Here is an 18,933-nt window from a genome sequence, read left to right as displayed (position 1 = left end):
CATGAATCTATTGACAAAGATCATGCAATTTATACACAGGATACTGGGCACCGTGCTCAGTATCCTGTTTCTCGTTTGGTTCCTATCGGGCCTGGTCATGATTTACCATACATTTCCACGAGTGGACCGGGCCGATAAACGGGCGAAGATGGATATTCTATCGCCAGACAACCTACCCTCGCTGGAAACGATACAGAAGCGTTTACCGGAGAACGAGCGGATAAACAATGTAACCTTAAATAGCTACCTGGGACAAACGGTTTTTCATATCCGTACAAATAAAGGGATGTACGACATCCCAGCCGATTCAACCGACCAATTACCCGTAACGGATTGGAATCGTATCCAACGTGTGGCATCTCTATGGAATACTTCTTCCGTAACAAAGGTAGATTCTATGTACACTTTAGACCAATGGATCCCATTCGGCCGTTTAAAAGAAGAGTTCCCGATTTATAAATTCTATTTCGCCGATCCGGAACGACATGAATTATACATATCCTCCAAATCCGGAGAGGTCTTACAGTATACGGATAAAAATAGTCGTTTCTGGGCTTGGCTCGGGGCGATTCCGCATTGGGTCTATTTCACGTCCTTACGGCAAGACGCTGAATTATGGATAAAGGTCGTTGTCTGGTTATCCGGAATTGGATGCGTTATGTGTATCGCCGGGATTTACTTGGGAATACGGGATTTCCGGTTAGCGAGGAAACGTAATCTGATTTCCCCTTATAAGAAGTTCTGGTATAAATGGCATCATATCCTCGGGGTATTATTCGGTCTATTTGTCCTCACGTTTTGTTTCAGCGGTATGATGTCTCTGGCTCGTGTACAAGATTGGGGATTGAAGGCTAAGCTTGATATAAACCCGGTTCAAGAATTACGGAAGATGGCTCCTTCCCCACTCGATTTCCCGTTGGATTATAGGACAGTCTTGCAAGCCTATCCCGGCCAGATCCGTCAATTAGAATGGGGTAATTTCGGCGACATACCCTTTTATATCGTACAAACAGATACGGCAGACATTGTTGTAGACGCAAGTAAGAATGACGGAATATCTTTATTGAATCTTCGACCAGAAGAAATCCGCTCCGTACTCTCTCAGGTACATGGCATCGGAACTACAGCCGATATCAAGCTTTTGGAGGCTTATGATACCTATTATATCTCCCGTAAAAGGAATTTGGAACTTCCGGTTTGGAAAGTGTCCATTCAAGACGCGGACAATAGTTGTTATTACATCAATCCCCGCAACGGGCAATACCGTTATGTAAACACGCCGTCTCGTTGGCATCATTGGATGTACCCGGCTCTGCACAGCCTGAACTTGAAAATCTTGGTGGATCATCCGATCTTATGGAACATCGTGATGTGGGGAACCATGTTGGGAGGTACGTTTGTTTCCTTGTCCGGAGTATGGCTTGCGGTAAAATATATCAGGCGGAAAGCGAGAAGAAAGAAGTAAAGCCCGTATATTTGTATTACATTTATTGGGAACATTGCATTTTAAAATAAAATTGAATGAATAAAGGCAAGATTATAGTAGCCGGAATCGGTCCCGGTAGCGAGACCGATATAACACCTGCGGTATTGGCCGCTATCCAAAGCTCGGATGTCATTATAGGGTATAAATATTATTTTCGTTTTATCACCCATTTGCTTCGTGAAGGAACGGAATGTATAGATACGGGTATGAAACGCGAGCAAGCTCGAGCCGAGCAAGCTTTCGCCTATGCGAACGAGGGAAAGACGGTCTGTGTAATCAGTTCCGGAGATGCCGGCATTTATGGCATGACTCCTCTGATCTATGAGATGAAGAAAGAGTCTGGAAGCGAGGTTGAGATCGAGTCATATCCGGGTATCAGCGCTTTCCAGAAAGCCGCCTCCTTGCTAGGCGCTCCTATCGGACATGATTTCTGCGTGATCTCTCTCTCAGACCTGATGACTCCTTGGGAACTGATCGAGAAACGGATCCGTGCGGCAGCTATGGCAGATTTTGTCACGGCGATCTATAATCCGAAAAGCGAAGGACGCTATTGGCAGCTCTATCGCTTAAAAGAATTGTTCTTGCAAGAACGTAAGCCGGAGACTCCGGTCGGCTATGTACGTCAGGCCGGACGGGAGGAGCAAGAGGTATTCGTCACTACGCTCGCCGATCTGGATCCTGAGCGGATCGATATGTTTACGGTAGTATTGATCGGAAACTCGCAAACGTATTTTTTCGAGAATCAGATGATCACTCCCCGAGGCTATTATGGCGAGATGAAACAAAAGAAAAGTGATACGGGAATCGGACAGGACATCATGATCCGTAGTTTCCGTACGATTGAGAAGGAGCTGAAAAACCAAGAGATCCCGTTGGATAAGAAATGGGCGTTACTCCATGCCATCCATACGACAGCCGATTTCGATATGGAAAATATCCTTTATACGGACCCGGATGCTGTTTCTACTTTATATAATAAAATCAGTACCGGGGAAGTCCGGACAATCATTACCGATGTCACGATGGCCGCTTCCGGTATCCGCAAGGGAGCTTTGCAGCGTCTGGGAGTCGAGGTGAAATGTTATCTTCAAGATGAACGGGTCGCTGAGATGGCTTCGGGCAAAGGTATCACCCGTACCCAAGCCGGTATCCGTCTGGCCGTGGAAGAACATCCGGATGCTTTGTTTGTCTTCGGAAACGCCCCGACCGCTCTCATGGAACTATGCGACTTGATACGTAAGAAGAAAGCGATTCCCGCAGGTATTATCGCCGCCCCGGTAGGTTTCGTACATGTACAGGAATCCAAACACATGGTGAAACCTTTTGTCGGCATACCGAAATTAATCGTGGAAGGGCGTAAAGGAGGTAGCAATCTAGCGGCAACACTCGTGAATGCCATCCTTTGTTTTAACGACGCGGAACAATTAAAGCCGGGAAGAGACGTATGAACCGATTTTATGTCATTGGGTTGGACGATAACATGAAACAACACTTCCCTCCGGAGGTATTGAAGATTATCTCATCCCACCGGGTGTTCTCCGGAGGTGTGCGGCATCATGAGATCGTCCGTCTGTTATTGCCGGAGAATGCGGAATGGATTGATATAAAAGTTCCGTTGGATCAGGTTTTCGATCGATATCGCTCGTATGACGGCCGGGAAAGTATTGTTGTATTCGCGTCCGGAGATCCTTTGTTTTTCGGATTCGCCGTTACGATTCAGAATCGGTTGCCGGAAGCGCAGATCCGTCTGTTCCCTTCATTCAACTCATTGCAACTCTTGGCTCAAAATCTATTGATGCCTTACAACGATATGCGGATCGTCTCTCTTACCGGACGGCCTTGGCACGAGCTCGACCGTGCCTTGATCGAGAACGCGCCCAAGATTGGCGTGCTCACGGATCGGGAACACACGCCTACCACTATCGCTCGCCGGATGTTGGAATACGGCTATGATAATTATACGATGTTCGTGGGAGAACGGTTAGGAAACACCGAACGGCAGAGCATCCGTCAATTTAGTATACAAGCCGCGACGATGAATAATTTCGTTCATCCGAATTGCTTGATCCTCCGGAAAGAGCGTAACGGACATTCCCGTAAATTCGGCTTACCGGATGCCGCTTTCGAGCATTTGAACGGACGGGAGAAGATGATAACCAAAATGCCGATCCGTTTGTTATCATTAAGTATGCTGGATCTGAGAAACAGGGAACGGTTTTGGGACATCGGCTTTTGTACGGGTTCCGTCTCGATCGAGGCTAAATTGCTGTTCCCGCATTTACATATCACGAGTTTTGAGATCCGGGAAGAGGGACGAAAACTGATGACAGAGAATTGCCGCCGTTTCGGGACTCCGGGTATCGAGGCTATAATAGGGGATTTCTTATCCGTGGATTTATCTACGCTGGAGGCCCCGGACGCTGTCTTTATCGGCGGGCATGGAGGAAAACTAGTCGAGATCCTTTTACGGGTTTCTCAGAAGATGAAAGCGAATGGCATCATTGTGTTCAACTCCGTATCCGAGGAAAGTAAAGCGCTTTTCGAAGAGGCGGTCCGTCAAGCCGGCCTACGGATATCCGCTCAAACCCGTATTACGATTGACGATTTTAATACAATTACCGTGAATGTTGTAGAGACGGGGCGTGCCCCGTCTCCCACAGACTGTAGGTATTCTTAAATTACCATTTAGAGGGGATGAGACGGGGCACGCCCCGTCTCTACAATATATAATATTATTTATTAGTTATGAATACAATATCAATTATTCCAATATCCGATAGCGGCCGGATGCTTGCAGAGCGAATTCTAGCCGCTTACCCCGAGGCAAAGATATTGCCATTTGGTTCCTTCTCAAAAGAGACTTTTCACGAATCCGGTAGTTTGGTATTTATAGGAGCGATGGGAATTTGCGTACGTAGTATCGCCCCCTTCGCTGAAGATAAACATACCGACCCGGCTGTGGTTTGCATAGACAGTACCGGCAAATACGTGATTCCGGTATTATCTGGACATATCGGTGGAGCGAACGATCTTTCCAAGGAATTGGCGAACCTGTTAGGAGCCGAGGCGATCATTACGACACAGAGTGATAACACGAATCTATGGGCACTCGATACGTTAGGGAAGAAATACGACTGGACCCTGATCGCCAAAGATAGCAATGCCGCCATCTCTACCTTTGTCAACGGAAAACCGACAGCGTTACTCCTTGATATACGGGATAAAGGAACGGATTATTTAGAGCGTACAGCCCCGTCTCATGTCTCTATCTTTTATTCCTTCGAGGCGATACCGCAGCAAGACTATGAGTTGCTGATCATCGTCAGCCCCAAACAATACGATACTTCCATCCATACAATCGCCTATATCCCGAAAGTCCTTCATTTAGGAATGGGATGCCGTAAAGATATGCAGGGCGATCCTACAGTTGTTTACGAGCATATTAAAGATGTGTTGCGTGATAAACGATTGCATCCGGAGGCTTTAGCGGACGTAAATACCATCGACTTGAAGAAATGCGAACCGGTATTGACACTATTGGCCTATGGGGTCATGGAATGCCCTTTCCATACCTATACCTCGGAGGAGCTGAAAGAGATTCCTGTACCGAACCCTTCCGAGAAAGTACTGGAGGTGACCGAATCCCCAAGCGTATCGGAAGCTTCTGCCATTTACGCGGCACATGGCGGTCCGCTTTTGGTCGAGAAACAAAAAGCGGATTTAGGGAAAGGAAACGAATATACCTTTGCCGTGGCATTAGACCGGACGGTCTGCCGCAAAGGACATATCGAGATCGTAGGGGCCGGTCCCGGAGATCCGGATTTGATCTCTATCCGCGGACGGCAAATGTTGGAGAAAGCGGATTTGATCTTGTATGCCGGAAGCCTTGTCCCGAAAGAACTCACTTTATGCGCGAAGGCAGGCGCTACGGTACGAAGCTCGGCAGATATGAATCTGGAGGAACAGTTCGCCTTAATGAAAGAATTTTACGATAAAGGGTTGTTTGTCGTTCGTCTGCACACGGGTGATCCTTGTATCTATGGAGCTATTCAAGAACAAATGAACTATTTCGATCAATACGGGATGGATTATCATATCACTCCGGGCATCTCCTCTTTCCAAGCCGCCGCCGCCGCTCTTTATTCCCAGTTCACGATTCCGGAGAAAGTACAGACGATCATCCTTACCCGCGGCGAAGGACGTACGCCCATGCCCGAGAAAGAGCAATTGCACAAACTGGCCCAAAGCCAAAGTACGATGTGTATCTTCTTAAGCGCCGGTGTCGTAGAGAAGGTTCAAGAGGAATTACTGCAACATTACGCTCCGACCACTCCGGTAGCCGCTTGCTATAAATTGACCTGGAAAGACGAACGCATCTACCGCGGGCAATTGAAAGATCTCGCGAAAATCGTAAAAGAAAACCATCTTACGTTGACGACATTACTTGTTGTCGGGGATGCCATCGATAACCGCAAGGGGCTATCCCGTTTATATGCGGATGAGTTCAAACATCTTTTCCGTAAGTAATGATACTGATTCTTGGAGGAACGACAGAAGGCCGTGCGGCTGTACGGGTAGCGGACGAGGCTGCCGCTACCTATTACTATTCCACGAAAGGAGCTTTACAATCCATCGCATGCGCCCATGGAATTCGTTTGACCGGCGCCATGAACGCGGAGGAAATGGAATGTTTTTGTCGTGACCACGCGATCAAGCTATTGGTAGACGCGGCACATCCTTTCGCCCAGATGTTGCACCAAACGATCGAACAGGTATCGAAACGTTTGCAAATTCCGGTGATCCGTTACGAACGTCGGTATCCACCCCGAGACGAGGACTTGATTTGGTGCGATAATTATCCGGACGCAATCCTCCAAATGGAAAAGAGAGGTATCCAACGGCTACTTGCCCTAAGTGGCGTGAACACCCTTGCCCCGCTCCGCTCTTATTGGCAGTCGCATATTACTTGGTTCCGTATATTAGACCGGGAGGAATCATTGGCGCTGGCCGAGAAGCAGGGCTTCCCGCAAGAACGTCTGGTCTTCTATCAAGAAGGCGAGGATGAGTTAAAGTTGTTGGAGCAACTCCATCCGGACGCGATCTTGACGAAAGAAAGTGGTTTCTCCGGTTATTTTACGGAAAAGGTAAACGCCGCCCGCCAATTCGGAATACCTGTATTTGTCGTGAAGCGGCCCGCGTTACCGGAGACCTTCTACCGGGTATACGGCGAAGACGGATTGCGTAAGCAAATCGAACGCCTGTTACCCGAATTCTTCCCCTTGAAAAGCGGATATACGACCGGAGCTTGCGCCACCGCCGCGGCAAAAGCCGCTTTATTGGCCTTGCTGTCACGGAAGGAACAAACGGAAAGCCAGATAACACTACCCTCGGGAGAACAGATAACGCTGCCGGTAGCCCATACCGAATGGACCGGATGTTCGGCTACTTGCACCGTGATCAAGGAATCCGGGGATGATCCGGACGTAACGAATCATAGCCGTATCCGGGTTACCGTTCAATTATCTCCCGATGCATCCGGTTGTGCCATCGCCGTGGCACAACCGTGCCAAGCTGATGGCACAAGCGTGCCAGGCCGATGGCACAAGCGTGCCACGATGATAGCACAAGAAGAACATCGGCAAGAAACAGAAAGCGACGATACGGAAAGAGTCATTTTCCAGGCAGGCGAAGGAGTCGGAATCGTGACCCTTCCGGGACTCGGTCTGGAAGTAGGAGGCCCGGCTATAAACGCCACTCCCCGCCGGATGATCCGGCGAGAGCTGATTCCACTCCTGCCCTCGCCCGATTCCGTCGCCATTGTCACGGTCTCGGTTCCCGGTGGCGAGGATTTGGCGAAACGCACCTTTAATCCAAAACTTGGGATTGTAGGGGGAATCTCTATCATCGGGACTTCCGGAATCGTTCGTCCTTTCTCATCAGACGCTTTTATTGCGTCGATACGAAAAGAGGCAAGTGTCGCCAAAGCGATCGGTTGCGAGACGTTGGTTATCAATTCCGGGGCGAAGAGCGAGCGCTACCTTCGAAACCTTTACGCTTTCTTACCCCCACAATCATTCGTCCATTACGGGAATTTTATCGGAGAGACGCTAAAGATCGCCGCCGATTTAAGTTTCAAGCGGGTTATCTTAGGCATCATGATTGGCAAGGCCGTTAAACTGGCGGAAGGTTTCCTCGATACACATAGTAAAAAGGTTGTCATGAACAAAGGCTTCCTTCAAGCTTTAGCTAAAGAAGCAAAATGCGGGGAAGAGACCATAGATGGAATCAGCCGGATCACGTTAGCCCGTGAATTATGGGAACTTCTTCCGGAAGCAGAACAAAGCCGTTTCTTTCCGTTACTGTTACAAAAATGTAAATCACACTGCATCCCCATCCTTCCTGACAGTGAACTGACCCTGCTGTTAATATCCGAAGAAGGCAAGGTCTTATACCAATTCTAGTTGTAGAGACGCAGCGTGCTGCGTCTCATATCCTCAAAACACGTATCTGATGGTGAGAGACGCAGCACGCTGCGTCTCTACAGTCTGGGAACTGTAATAACATCTCTTTTTAGCTGTTTATTCTTTTTTATTAGAGATTCTTTAAGAATACATATTAAGAGTATTTCGTATTTTTGCTGACTAAATATTCATTAAAATAAATGTTTAGATATCTTTTGATTTATACGATCTGCCTTCTATTTGCCTTTTCCGTGAAAGCGCAAGGCACTTCTAACGACACGATTCCAAAAGAAGGATTGATGCTGGACGGTAAGCCTATGACCGAAAAGCAAATACAACGTTATTATAAACAATTACGTAAAGATTCCATTCGGGCCAATAAAAGGACTTGGTGGTCTGTTCTTGGTGGTCCGTCTTATACACCGGAAGCTTCTTTTGGCATAGGAGGCGCAGTTTTGGCGAGTTTTCGCCTGAATAAAAACGATACGATTTCCCAACGTTCATTCATCCCCGCCGGGTTTAATATCACATTAAACGGAACATTTGTTGTCGCCGGCGCCGGGACTTTATTCTTTAATGAGAACCGTTTCCGTATCTACATAAATTACAGTTATCGGAACGAACCCTCGCATTATTTCGGGAAAGGTTATAGCACGATCGAGCAAATCGAGAAAAGCGACTCGACAACGAAATTCCACAAAAGCTCCTTCCAGCTATATCCCCGTTTTGTATGGGAAGTAAAGCCTCATTTATATACCGGTCCTCTTTTTGACATCAATTTCAGTAAATCGGGCGATATCAATCCGGTAATGGCCGCAGACCCTTATTTCAATAAATTCAAACGAGACTATGTCAATATCGGTATCGGAGGCCTGATCCAGTACGATACACGTGATGATGTGGCAACCCCTACTTCCGGGATGTTACTAAGCGCGATCGCCAAGGTGTATGGCAAGTATCTGGGAGGTACGTATAATTATGAGATATTCGAGTTGGAGTATCGTCAGTTCCAGCAAGTGTTCCGTCCTCGTAGCACTTTGGCATGGATCGCCAAGACACAAATCGGTATAGGGGATGTTCCCTTTACGGAGCTTCCTTCGTTCGGCTCTCCTTCTGATCTGCGCGGATACTATTTGGGGAAATATCGCGACAAGACCATGGCATATGGAATCCTGGAATATCGTCATATGTTCGGTAGCATGGAGAAATATAAAAGCGGTAATTTCTGGGCGAAATGTGGTTTTGTCGGTTGGATCGGCACGGGTACGATCGGGAACGCTCCCATCGTAGACTGGAGCAAATGGAAATTCAACTATGGCGTAGGCCTCCGTATCCAAATGCAACCCGGCAAGAACTTCCGCCTAGACATAGGTAAAGACCCGAGCCAAAAAGGAATGGCGGTTTATATGAATATGACGGAAGCCTTCTAAAACCAGAGCGAAGGGAGGATATATAACCTTGCGTTAAAATTATCGTTTAAAAGCCGGAAATATTTTAATATCGATTTTTTTCATTAAGTTCGCGTTATTAAAGGGGTGCCATACTATATGGGCTGAGATCATACCCTTATTACTTGATGCGGGTAATGCCGCCGTAAGAAAAACGAATGTTGGATGAATAAAAATGAAACGTACCGTTATCCGGTAGCTTTGACGATCGCTGGTTCTGATAGTGGCGGTGGCGCCGGGATACAAGCGGATATTAAGACTTTTTCCTCACTGGGGGTTTTCGGAACCTCGGCGATAACCGCTATAACCGCTCAAAACACACAAGGTGTACGAGGAATCCAGGCGATCTCCCCAGAGATTCTAAAAGGACAAATCGAGGCTGTTTTAGAGGATTTTATTGTAGATGCCATAAAAATAGGGATGCTGCATAATGAGGATGCCGTAAAGGTCGTAGCAGAGACTTTGCCTTCCTTCCGACAGACCCCTGTCATTTTAGATCCCGTGATGATATCCACGAGCGGAAGTAAATTATTGGAAGATGACGCGATCCATGCCATAATCGAAGAGCTGTTCCCTAAAGCGACGTTGCTTACGCCGAATATTCCTGAGACAGAATATCTTTCCGGTATAAAAATCAATAACGAGAAGGAAATCCTACTTGCGGCCCGGAAACTACAGGAAAAAGGCTGTAACGCTATACTGATTAAAGGAGGACATCTTCCCGGAGCGGAAATGGTGGATTGGTTATTTATCAATGAGGACGCCCCGATTTGCTTGGCCTCCCCAACGGTAGAGACATTCAATACGCATGGAACCGGTTGTACGCTGTCGTCTGCCATCGCCGCTTATATGGCACTCGGCCATTCATTGGTAGAGGCCGTACGATTAGCCAAGGAATATATGGACAACGCGCTCATACACGGCGCGAATGTACATATGGGGGAAGGGCACGGGCCTGTAAACCATTTCTTCTCCCCTTCCACCCTTCATAAAATCCGATGGAATCATGAATAAGCTGATCGTGATCACCACACCTTCTTTTTTCCCGGATGAAGCTTCCTTGATCAAACTTCTTTTCGCGGAAGGAATGTCTCGTCTGCACCTGCGTAAGCCAGGTTGTGGGCGTGATGAGCTGGAGGTCTTATTGGATAAAATTCCTACGGTCTATTACGAAAGGATCGTCCTCCATGATTGGTTTGCTTTGGCAGAGGAAAGAAATTTGGGTGGAATCCATTTGAACAGGAGGAATCCGGAGGTTCCGCCTTTATATAAAGGTAGTATAAGTCGTTCTTGCCATAGCCTGGAAGAGATTATCGAATATAAACCGGTATGTGATTACGTATTCCTTAGCCCGGTTTTCCAGAGTATATCGAAGGAAGGATACGGAAGCGGATTCTCCTTGGACGAATTGCGGAACGCAAAAGGTATCATCGATGATAAGGTGATCGCCTTGGGAGGCATCAGCCCACAGACAATAACAAAATTAAAAGATATCCCCTTCGGCGGTGCCGCTGTTCTTGGGGCCCTTTGGGGAAATGATCCCTCCCTTCTTGTCGCGGATCAACTTATAAAACAATTCAAACGATTACAAGTATGGCCTTAAATTATTATTTCGGATATGACGAGAATGGAAGAGTCGGTCGGAGAACAACAGGATTACGCCCTCCTTTTGGTGGAAACAACCGCTTGATGTTTATAACGCATCGTACGCCTAAATATACGGAATGCGACGAGGTACGCATGGCAATCCGAGGAGGATGTTCGTGGATACAGTTGCGCATGAAAGACGGTATCTATGAAAATACCGTGCGTGAATGCGCGAACATCTGCGCGGACGAATGTGAGCGAGTCGTGGATTTCTGCGTAAACGATGATCTGGAAGCCGCCGTGACATGTGGCGCTACGGCTTGTCATCTGGGCAAGAATGACATCCCCGTGGATATCGCTTGGGAAGTATTGAGAGACAAGTTAGACTCCAATGCCATCTTTTATATCGGGGCCACAGCCAATACGTTCGAGGATATCCAGCTAGCCGCGGAGCGAGGCGCCTCGTATATCGGGCTCGGGCCGTATCGTTTTACGGAGACTAAAAAGAATTTGAGCCCTGTCTTAGGCCTGGAAGGTTATCGTAAAATTGTCGCTCAATGCAAGGAGGCCGGCATTGATGTTCCTATCTTCGCGATAGGAGGCATTACATTGGAAGACGTGGGGCCTCTGATGGAGACGGGTATAACCGGAATCGCTGTTTCGGGCGCGATTATCAACGCTCCCGATCCCGTGGAGGAAACTCGCCGGTTTATTGAAGAGATCAATAAATATTAAACTTACATATATGGCTAATAAAAAGAATATGCGTATTTCCTATCCGTCCTCGGAAAAGATTTATGTGCCGGGCGAGATCAATAAGATCAAGGTAGGTATGCGTAAGATTAAGTTATTGGACACGGTTACTTTGGATGAGAATGGGGAACGGATCTTCAAGAAGAATAATCCGGTAATCGTTTATGACACGAGCGGTCCGTACTCCGATCCTAAGATATCGATCGATATCGCCAAGGGACTTCCCCGTATACGTGAGGAATGGTACGGTAAGCGTAAGGATGTGATCCAATTGCCGGAACTGACTTCCGCTTACGGACGTGAGCGATTGGCAGACTCGAGCTTGGATTCTCTGCGTTTTCCCGAACGGCATCTGCCTCTCCGGGCTAAAGAGGGTAAGAATATCACCCAGATGTATTATGCGAAGAAGCGTATTATCACCCCGGAAATGGAGTACGTGGCGATCCGTGAGAACCAGCAAATCGAGGCTTTGGGATTGAAGTCTTACATCACCCCGGAATTTGTCCGCAAGGAAGTCGCCGCCGGACGTGCGATCATTCCGGCGAATATCAATCACCCGGAAGCAGAGCCGATGATTATCGGTAAGAAGTTCTTGGTAAAGATCAATACCAATATCGGCAACTCCGCTCTTTCCTCCGGTATCGACGAGGAGATCGAGAAGGCGATATGGAGTTGTAAATGGGGTGGAGACACGTTGATGGATCTCTCTACCGGCGATCATATCCATGAGACACGTGAATGGATTATCCGTAACTGCCCGGTTCCGATGGGTACGGTTCCTATTTATCAGGCCTTGGAGAAAGTAAACGGTAAAGCTGAAGATCTTTCCTGGGAGATTTACCGGGATACGTTGATCGAGCAGGCGGAACAGGGCGTGGATTATTTCACGATCCACGCGGGTTTGCTGCGTAAGCATGTGGAACTGACGGCGACTCGCCTGACGGGGATTGTCTCCAGAGGCGGATCGATCATGGCTAAATGGATGCAGCTTCATAACGAGGAGAATTTCCTGTATACGCATTTCGCCGAGATTTGCGAGATACTGAAAGCCTATGACGTGGCGGTCTCTATCGGCGACGGGCTTCGTCCGGGTTCTATCTATGACGCGAACGACGCGGCGCAATTCGCCGAGCTTCACACGATGGGCGAACTGACGAAAATAGCTTGGGAGCAATTCGTACAAGTGATTATCGAAGGCCCGGGGCATGTTCCCATGAATAAGATCCATGAGAATATGAAGGAACAGCAGTATGCCTGCCACGGGGCGCCGTTCTATACGCTGGGCCCGTTGACGACCGATATCGCTCCCGGATACGACCATATTACGTCGGCTATCGGTGGCGCGCAAATCGCTTGGCATGGAACGGCTATGATCTGCTATGTTACGCCGAAGGAACATTTGGGATTGCCGAATAAGGAAGACGTGCGTAACGGGGTGGTCGCTTATAAGATAGCGGCGCATGCGGCTGACTTGGCGAAAGGGCATCCCGGCGCTCAGGTACGTGATAACGCATTAAGCAAGGCTCGTTTTGATTTCCGCTGGAAAGATCAGTTCAATTTGTCCTTGGATCCGGAAAGGGCCTTGCAGTATTATAAGGAGAGCGCGGTGACGGATGGGGAGTACTGTACGATGTGCGGTCCTAATTTCTGCGCGATGCGGTTGAGTAAGGATTTGCAAAATTGTAAATAGAATACAATACTATTTTGAGGGGATGAGACGGGGCGTGCCCCGTCTCTACAATTGGGTGATTTGTTTGCCGCATTCGTAGCCTTCCTCGTATAGTTCTTCCAGTTTTTGGGTGTTGCTTTCGGTACGACCTACTTTAATTGGGTTTCGCGGACGGATGATGAAGGCTTTTCCTTCGGCTTCCAGTTGGTCTATGTAGTCCAAGACTTCGTTGTACCGCCGGTAACGTAATCGTAATTGTTCCCGGATCGCCGGATATTTCTTATAGATGAAGCCGGGCAAGTAGAAATCTTTTTCTTTTTTCCGATAGCCTTTGTTACGGGTAAGGATAATGACGTTCTTGGAGAAACCGTCGGCGATAGCCCGCCGGATGGGGATAGCGTCGCATACGCCTCCGTCTACCATCGGTATTCCGTCTACGTACGTAATCGGGCAAAGAACCGGTAAGGTGCAAGAGGCCTTACAGATATCTACCAAACGCTTCTTATCTTTCTTCTCCTCGAAATATTCCGCTTTACCCGTCAGGCAATTGCTCGTGACCATAACGAACCGGTCCTTAGACTTGAAATAGGTGTCGTAATCCAACGGATAATACAAATCCGGATAGACATAAAACAAATAATCCAGGTCGATATATCCCCTTCCCCGCAAGAAATGGCGAAGACCGATGTAATTATATTTCTTCAATAAGTCGATATTGCTAAAACGAGAGCGTCCCCGCTGGCGGGAAGCATACGAGATACCGTTACTCGCACCCGCCGATACCCCGATCGTATAAGGGAACCAAATATCATGATCCATGAAATAATCCAATACTCCCACCGTAAATATGGCACGCATTCCACCACCTTCCAACACCAAACCTGTCTGATTGTCTATTTCCATATATACCTCTGAATTAAAAAAGCCATTGCTGGATTTCCACCAAGCAATGGCCACAAAAATATAATAAATCAGCGATAAATAATAGTTCCTTTTTAGAATTTACTTGGTCACTTCGTTCACCAAGGGACGGCCTTCCTCGAAATCCTTGATGTTCCGCAAGGTGGTCTCGGCGATATTATGCAGCGCCTCTTTCGTAAAGAACGCCTGATGGGAAGTAACGATCACATTGTTGAACGAGAGCAGACGGGCCAAGACATCATCATCGATAATCTTATCCGATTTATCCTCATAGAAATAATCTCCCTCCTCCTCGTAGACATCCAATCCGGCGGCAGATACTTTCTTGGTCTTCAATCCCTCGATCAAGGCGTTGGTATGGATCAGTAACCCACGTCCCGTATTGATAATCATCACGCCGTCTTTCATTTTGGCGATCGAATCGTCATTAATCAGGTAACGGGTCTGGTCGGTCAACGGGCAATGCAAGGAAATGATATCGGACTCTTTGTATAACTCGTCTAAAGAGACATAAGAGATCCCTTCCTCCTTGGCGAATTTCTCATCCGGATACAGATCGTTTGCCAGTACACGCATTCCCAATCCTTTTAAGATATGAATCAATATCCTGGCGATCTTTCCGGTACCGATAATACCGGCGGTCTTGCCATGCATATCAAATCCCATCAAACCGTTCAAGGAGAAGTTACCGTCTCTCGTACGCCAGTATGCCCGGTGTATCTTGCGGTTTAACAATAACATCAAGGCCAGCGTATATTCGGCGACCGCGTAGGGTGAGTAAGCCGGCACGCGTACGATCGGCAATTTCCCTTTGGCGGCATTCAAATCCACATTATTAAAACCGGCGCAACGAAGCGCCAACAGTTTCACTCCATTGGCTACCAATGCGTCTATTACGGCTGCATCCGCCGTGTCGTTCACGAAAATACATACTGCGTCTACCCCTTGGGTCAAGACGACATTATTGATATTCAGATGTCCTTTATAGTAACGAATATCGAAACCATACCGCTCATTGATCTTATCGAAAGAAGCGATATCATAGGGTTTAGCGCCAAAAAACGCAATCTTATATGCCATATAACTTTAGTTTTTTAATATAACTAAATTAGGCCCTTGATTGTTTATCGAAAAAGAAATCCATTCGTTTAATTATAGTACTTTTGTCCGCTGGGTAACAATATAGATGAGCATGAATCAATCCCATAAAAGATCTTTTATCGCAGTTCTTGTTTTTATTGGCTTTCTCTCGTTTGTGGCATTTTGGGGCATCGACCTGATCTTAGGGGCGTATGCGGGACATAAATTGGGTAAACTTGCCGAAAGGCATCATCTGGACATACGCTATGATAAAATCCGGTTGACGGGGCTGAGTACCGTACGTATGGAAGGATTGACCGTTATTCCGGTTGGCGCCGATACGTTGATACATGCGGACAGGCTTCAAGCGAAACTGGAGCTTGGCAAGTTATTGCTACTTACCCCTTCCATAGAGAGTGTACAAGCGGATAATTTGCATATTCATTTTATTAAGAAGGGAGAGGTCTCCAATTTTGATTTCCTTTATAAACCATCGAATCATCCGGATGAGCCAGAGGAAACGGCCGTAGATGATAAGGAACGGGATTACGCACGCAAGGCCGAACGCTCCCTGAGTCTGCTTTTCAATTTATTGCCCGGCAATGCTTTGGTACATGATTTATGTGTCTCTTATAGTAATAAAGGAGATGAACTAATACTAGAGATACCCGAGCTTATTCTCGCTAACAATCAATTCTCTACGCATATAAACAGCACGGAGAACGGTGTTCGCAGCGAATGGATTTGCGAAGGTTCCCTCTCCTATCATTTCCGATTGGATCTGGATTTCGGACAGGTAGATAGCTTGATCTTGGAATCTACTTTGAAAGCGAAGGATTTCCAGATCCTCGCTTATGGGAATACGGATTTGCGGAAGATGAACGAGCCATTCGAATATACCGTCTATGAGCGAGGCGAGCCGGTACGCTCTTTCGAGATAGGTCCGGCGAATCCCTCTTTCCGCCCGTTCAATACCGTATCCCGTTATCTTCCTTTGGCGATCATGCAGAGTGAGGACGCGGGCTTCTTTTATCACAACGGCTTTATTCCAAGCGCTATCCGGGAATCGTTGATACAGGATATCAAGGAGCGACGTTTCGCCCGTGGCGGCAGTACGCTCAGCATGCAATTGGTGAAGAATGTATTCTTGAGCCGTAACAAGACGATCGCCCGTAAACTGGAGGAAATATTAATCGTATGGCTGATCGAGAGCAATCATTTGACCTCTAAAGAACGGATGTTTGAGGTTTATCTGAACATCGCCGAATGGGGCCCCATGATTTATGGAGCCGCCGAGGCCTCACGCTATTATTTCGCGAAGGAACCTTCCCAATTAAACCTTGCCGAGTGCATTTTTATGGCCAGTATTATCCCCAAGCCTAAACAGGTCCGCTATTGCTTCGACGGGTCGCGGTTGAAGCCGTATTATGAGGATTTTTACAGGGTGATACTGGATCGCTTGGTAGATCGCGGACTCATATCTTCGGAAGAGGCGGTAGGCGTAACGCCGGAGTCTGTCGAAATAACAGGTCCGGCTAAAGAATACCTGACGGCTACCCAAAGTCGATCTCCACTTTCGTCCCAACCCCTAGATCAGAGGTAATATTCACCTTTGCCCCATAGGTGTTCAATATACGTAGCGAGAGGCTTAGCCCGACACCATGCCCGGCGTATTCCCGGGTATTGCTAGCCCGGTAAAAGGGCTGGAAGATGCGTTTCAATTCCTCGGGAGGAATGCCGATACCCCGGTCGGATATGGTCAGGACACTACCCCGGAGCCACATCTCTACCGGTTTATCGTCCGAATACTTACAGGCGTTGCTCAAGATATTCTTGATCGCTATCTTCAATAAATAGGGATTGGCACTGATCATATAAGAGAAATTATCCGGGGAGAACGAGATCCGGGCCGAGGAGAACTGCATCAAGAAGTCCGCTAGGAAAATCGTCTCCATCGCGCTTTTCTGGATCTCCTTATCTCCGTGCGACAAGAACAACAGGTGTTTGATCAATTGTATGATACGACTCGTCTCCGTGGCGATACGCCTTAATGCCGCTTGGTATTCCTCCGGGGAGCGCTGTTTCAGCAGGCTGATCTCGCATTCGCCCTGAATGGCTGTCAGCGGATTGTTCAACTCATGCGAGGCGTTGCTGATAAACGCTTTCTCGCTTTGGTAAGCAGCGTCGATCCGGTCTACCATCCGGGTCGCGTATAGCCTGCCGACAAAATAGATCAATACCGAGCTAACCAATATCAATCCCAGCAACAGCCAGCCGATCCGATGCTGGATATCCACCCCATACTGATTCCCGGAAAGGACGATCACGATGAAATTCCCCTCGTTGTCCGGATAATACAAGGCCGCCCCCATTTGCGTATCATGCTTGAAGTGAACGATATCCTCATGGTATAAAGATTTTACCTGCATGGTGTCCAGATAACGGGACAACACTTGCCGGGTCTCCAAGCTATCGGCGTTCAGTAGTATCTCGGTAGCGACTGGAAGGGTTTCCTCGTAACGTTGTTGGATGCGGGCATAACTTTCGTCGTCGGTCTCGTCCTTTTCCCAATGCTTCTGTGCCGTGGCATAGGCCTTTTCCGTCAGGTAAGAATAATACAGGCGAGAGATATAGCTTGTGGAAACCAAGTAGAAGACAAGCGTCACGGCGGCTATCACGCCTATGGTAATGGCCGAGTAAAAGAGAGCGATCTTGTTTCCTGTCTTCATGCTTCCATCATATAGCCCACGCCCACTACGGTATGGATTAGCTTAGGTTCGAAGTCCTTGTCTATCTTCGTGCGCAAATAATTCACGTAAACATCGACTACGTTCGTATTGGTATCGAAATCCTTGTCCCAGACATTCTTTAGCAAGTTCATCCGGTTCAAGGCTGTTCCTTGATTCTGTATGAAGTATTCCAAGAGCCTATATTCTTTAACAGTCAGGTCGATGATCTGTCCATTCCGTATAGCCCGGTGGCTTGGAGGATCTAAGACCAGGTCCCCGCACCGGAGCGCCGTATGAGCGGATTCGTTTCCCGAGCGGCGTAACAACGCCTTTATGCGGGCCTCGAGCTCTTGGAAGCTGAAAGGTTTTACCAGATAATCATCCGCTCCGGCATCCAGCCCACTAACGATATCCTCGGTGGTTCCCAAGGCGGTCAGCATGATTACGGGGGCATAGTAACCGAACCGTTGCCGGTACTGTTTGCAAAGTTGCAGGCCGTTCATCTTCGGCATTATAATATCCAGGATCAGCAATTGAAAATCGTTCTTCTGGGTTAGTTCCCAACCGGCGGCACCGTCATAAGCGACGTATACCTCATGTCCGAACTCCCGCAAGCCCCTTTCTATGAAAGAGGCGATGTTTACCTCGTCTTCTACTAATAATATCTTCGCCATTGTATCGTATGTATTAATAAGAATGTCCATCATTAGAGTGCGTACTTAGGGTGATACTAATCGTATCACAGAAGTGAAACGCTCTTTTCACGGTTGTGATACGATCGTTTCACCCCTGTGATATG

At 47.6% G+C, this 18,933-nt stretch carries 15 protein-coding genes and 1 riboswitch; of the genes, 11 read left to right on the top strand and 4 right to left on the bottom strand.

Annotated features, from left to right (window positions below; translation table 11 throughout):
• Nucleotide 1: 1 nt before the first annotated feature.
• From Q0110_RS03200 to thiC, 10 genes are all read left to right on the top strand, one after another.
• The gene (locus Q0110_RS03200) at nt 2-1,465 is read left to right on the top strand and encodes a PepSY-associated TM helix domain-containing protein (protein WP_297902381.1); all 1,464 of its coding nucleotides are present in this window, start codon (nt 2-4) and stop codon (nt 1,463-1,465) included.
• 56 nt (nt 1,466-1,521) lie between these two features.
• The gene (gene cobJ / locus Q0110_RS03195) at nt 1,522-2,934 is read left to right on the top strand and encodes a precorrin-3B C(17)-methyltransferase (protein ID WP_297902378.1); all 1,413 of its coding nucleotides are present in this window, start codon (nt 1,522-1,524) and stop codon (nt 2,932-2,934) included.
• Entirely contained in the window at nt 2,931-4,163 is a 1,233-nt protein-coding gene (gene cbiE, locus Q0110_RS03190) for a precorrin-6y C5,15-methyltransferase (decarboxylating) subunit CbiE (protein WP_297902375.1), read from the top strand. Before cobJ ends, cbiE begins: the two co-directional genes overlap by 4 nt.
• Nucleotides 4,164-4,231: 68 nt before the next feature.
• On the top strand, nt 4,232-6,013 hold the full coding sequence (gene cobM / locus Q0110_RS03185) for a precorrin-4 C(11)-methyltransferase (protein WP_297902366.1): 1,782 nt from the start codon (nt 4,232-4,234) through the stop codon (nt 6,011-6,013).
• Nucleotides 6,013-7,947 (top strand): cobalt-precorrin-5B (C(1))-methyltransferase CbiD, encoded by a 1,935-nt coding sequence (gene cbiD / locus Q0110_RS03180; protein ID WP_297902359.1) that lies wholly within the window; start codon nt 6,013-6,015, stop codon nt 7,945-7,947. The genes cobM and cbiD overlap by 1 nt, the downstream gene beginning before the upstream one ends.
• A 200-nt stretch (nt 7,948-8,147) precedes the next feature.
• Nucleotides 8,148-9,377 carry a BamA/TamA family outer membrane protein gene (locus tag Q0110_RS03175; protein WP_297902355.1) on the top strand — a complete coding sequence of 410 codons (1,230 nt, stop codon included), beginning with the start codon at nt 8,148-8,150 and terminating at the stop codon, nt 9,375-9,377.
• Between the two features lie 91 nt (nt 9,378-9,468).
• A riboswitch (TPP riboswitch) is annotated at nt 9,469-9,563 on the top strand.
• Complete coding sequence (thiD, locus tag Q0110_RS03170; protein WP_297902352.1) at nt 9,561-10,409, top strand: bifunctional hydroxymethylpyrimidine kinase/phosphomethylpyrimidine kinase; 849 nt, start codon at nt 9,561-9,563, stop codon at nt 10,407-10,409. (Overlaps the previous riboswitch by 3 nt.)
• A complete protein-coding gene (locus tag Q0110_RS03165) occupies nt 10,402-10,998 on the top strand; it encodes a thiamine phosphate synthase (protein WP_297902349.1) in 597 nt (198 codons plus the stop codon). The genes thiD and Q0110_RS03165 overlap by 8 nt, the downstream gene beginning before the upstream one ends.
• Nucleotides 10,989-11,717, top strand: coding sequence for a thiamine phosphate synthase (locus Q0110_RS03160; protein WP_297902346.1), 729 nt, complete (start codon nt 10,989-10,991; stop codon nt 11,715-11,717). The genes Q0110_RS03165 and Q0110_RS03160 overlap by 10 nt, the downstream gene beginning before the upstream one ends.
• A gap of 10 nt (nt 11,718-11,727) precedes the next feature.
• Entirely contained in the window at nt 11,728-13,425 is a 1,698-nt protein-coding gene (thiC, locus tag Q0110_RS03155; RefSeq protein ID WP_297902343.1) for a phosphomethylpyrimidine synthase ThiC, read from the top strand.
• A 45-nt stretch (nt 13,426-13,470) separates the two neighbouring features.
• Here the strand turns inward: thiC and Q0110_RS03150 are convergent, their stop codons facing one another.
• Both Q0110_RS03150 and Q0110_RS03145 read right to left on the bottom strand, forming a co-directional pair.
• The gene (locus Q0110_RS03150) at nt 13,471-14,307 is read right to left on the bottom strand and encodes a patatin family protein (RefSeq protein ID WP_297902340.1); all 837 of its coding nucleotides are present in this window, start codon (nt 14,305-14,307) and stop codon (nt 13,471-13,473) included.
• A gap of 99 nt (nt 14,308-14,406) precedes the next feature.
• On the bottom strand, nt 14,407-15,405 hold the full coding sequence (locus Q0110_RS03145; protein ID WP_297902337.1) for a 2-hydroxyacid dehydrogenase: 999 nt from the start codon (nt 15,403-15,405) through the stop codon (nt 14,407-14,409).
• 112 nt (nt 15,406-15,517) lie between these two features.
• On the opposite strand from Q0110_RS03145, the gene Q0110_RS03140 reads away from it, so the two are divergent.
• Nucleotides 15,518-17,008 (top strand): biosynthetic peptidoglycan transglycosylase, encoded by a 1,491-nt coding sequence (locus Q0110_RS03140; RefSeq protein WP_297902334.1) that lies wholly within the window; start codon nt 15,518-15,520, stop codon nt 17,006-17,008.
• Here the strand turns inward: Q0110_RS03140 and Q0110_RS03135 are convergent.
• Both Q0110_RS03135 and Q0110_RS03130 read right to left on the bottom strand, forming a co-directional pair.
• On the bottom strand, nt 16,959-18,134 hold the full coding sequence (locus Q0110_RS03135; RefSeq protein ID WP_297902331.1) for a HAMP domain-containing sensor histidine kinase: 1,176 nt from the start codon (nt 18,132-18,134) through the stop codon (nt 16,959-16,961). The two genes, Q0110_RS03140 and Q0110_RS03135, sit on opposite strands and share 50 nt — an antisense overlap.
• The gene (locus Q0110_RS03130) at nt 18,131-18,808 is read right to left on the bottom strand and encodes a response regulator transcription factor (protein WP_297902328.1); all 678 of its coding nucleotides are present in this window, start codon (nt 18,806-18,808) and stop codon (nt 18,131-18,133) included. The genes Q0110_RS03135 and Q0110_RS03130 overlap by 4 nt, the downstream gene beginning before the upstream one ends.
• Nucleotides 18,809-18,933: the final 125 nt, after the last annotated feature.

It is taken from the genome of uncultured Parabacteroides sp. (assembly GCF_947855115.1).
In the GTDB taxonomy this organism is placed as follows: domain Bacteria; phylum Bacteroidota; class Bacteroidia; order Bacteroidales; family Tannerellaceae; genus Parabacteroides.
This window is presented reverse-complemented; position numbering and strand designations above follow the sequence as displayed.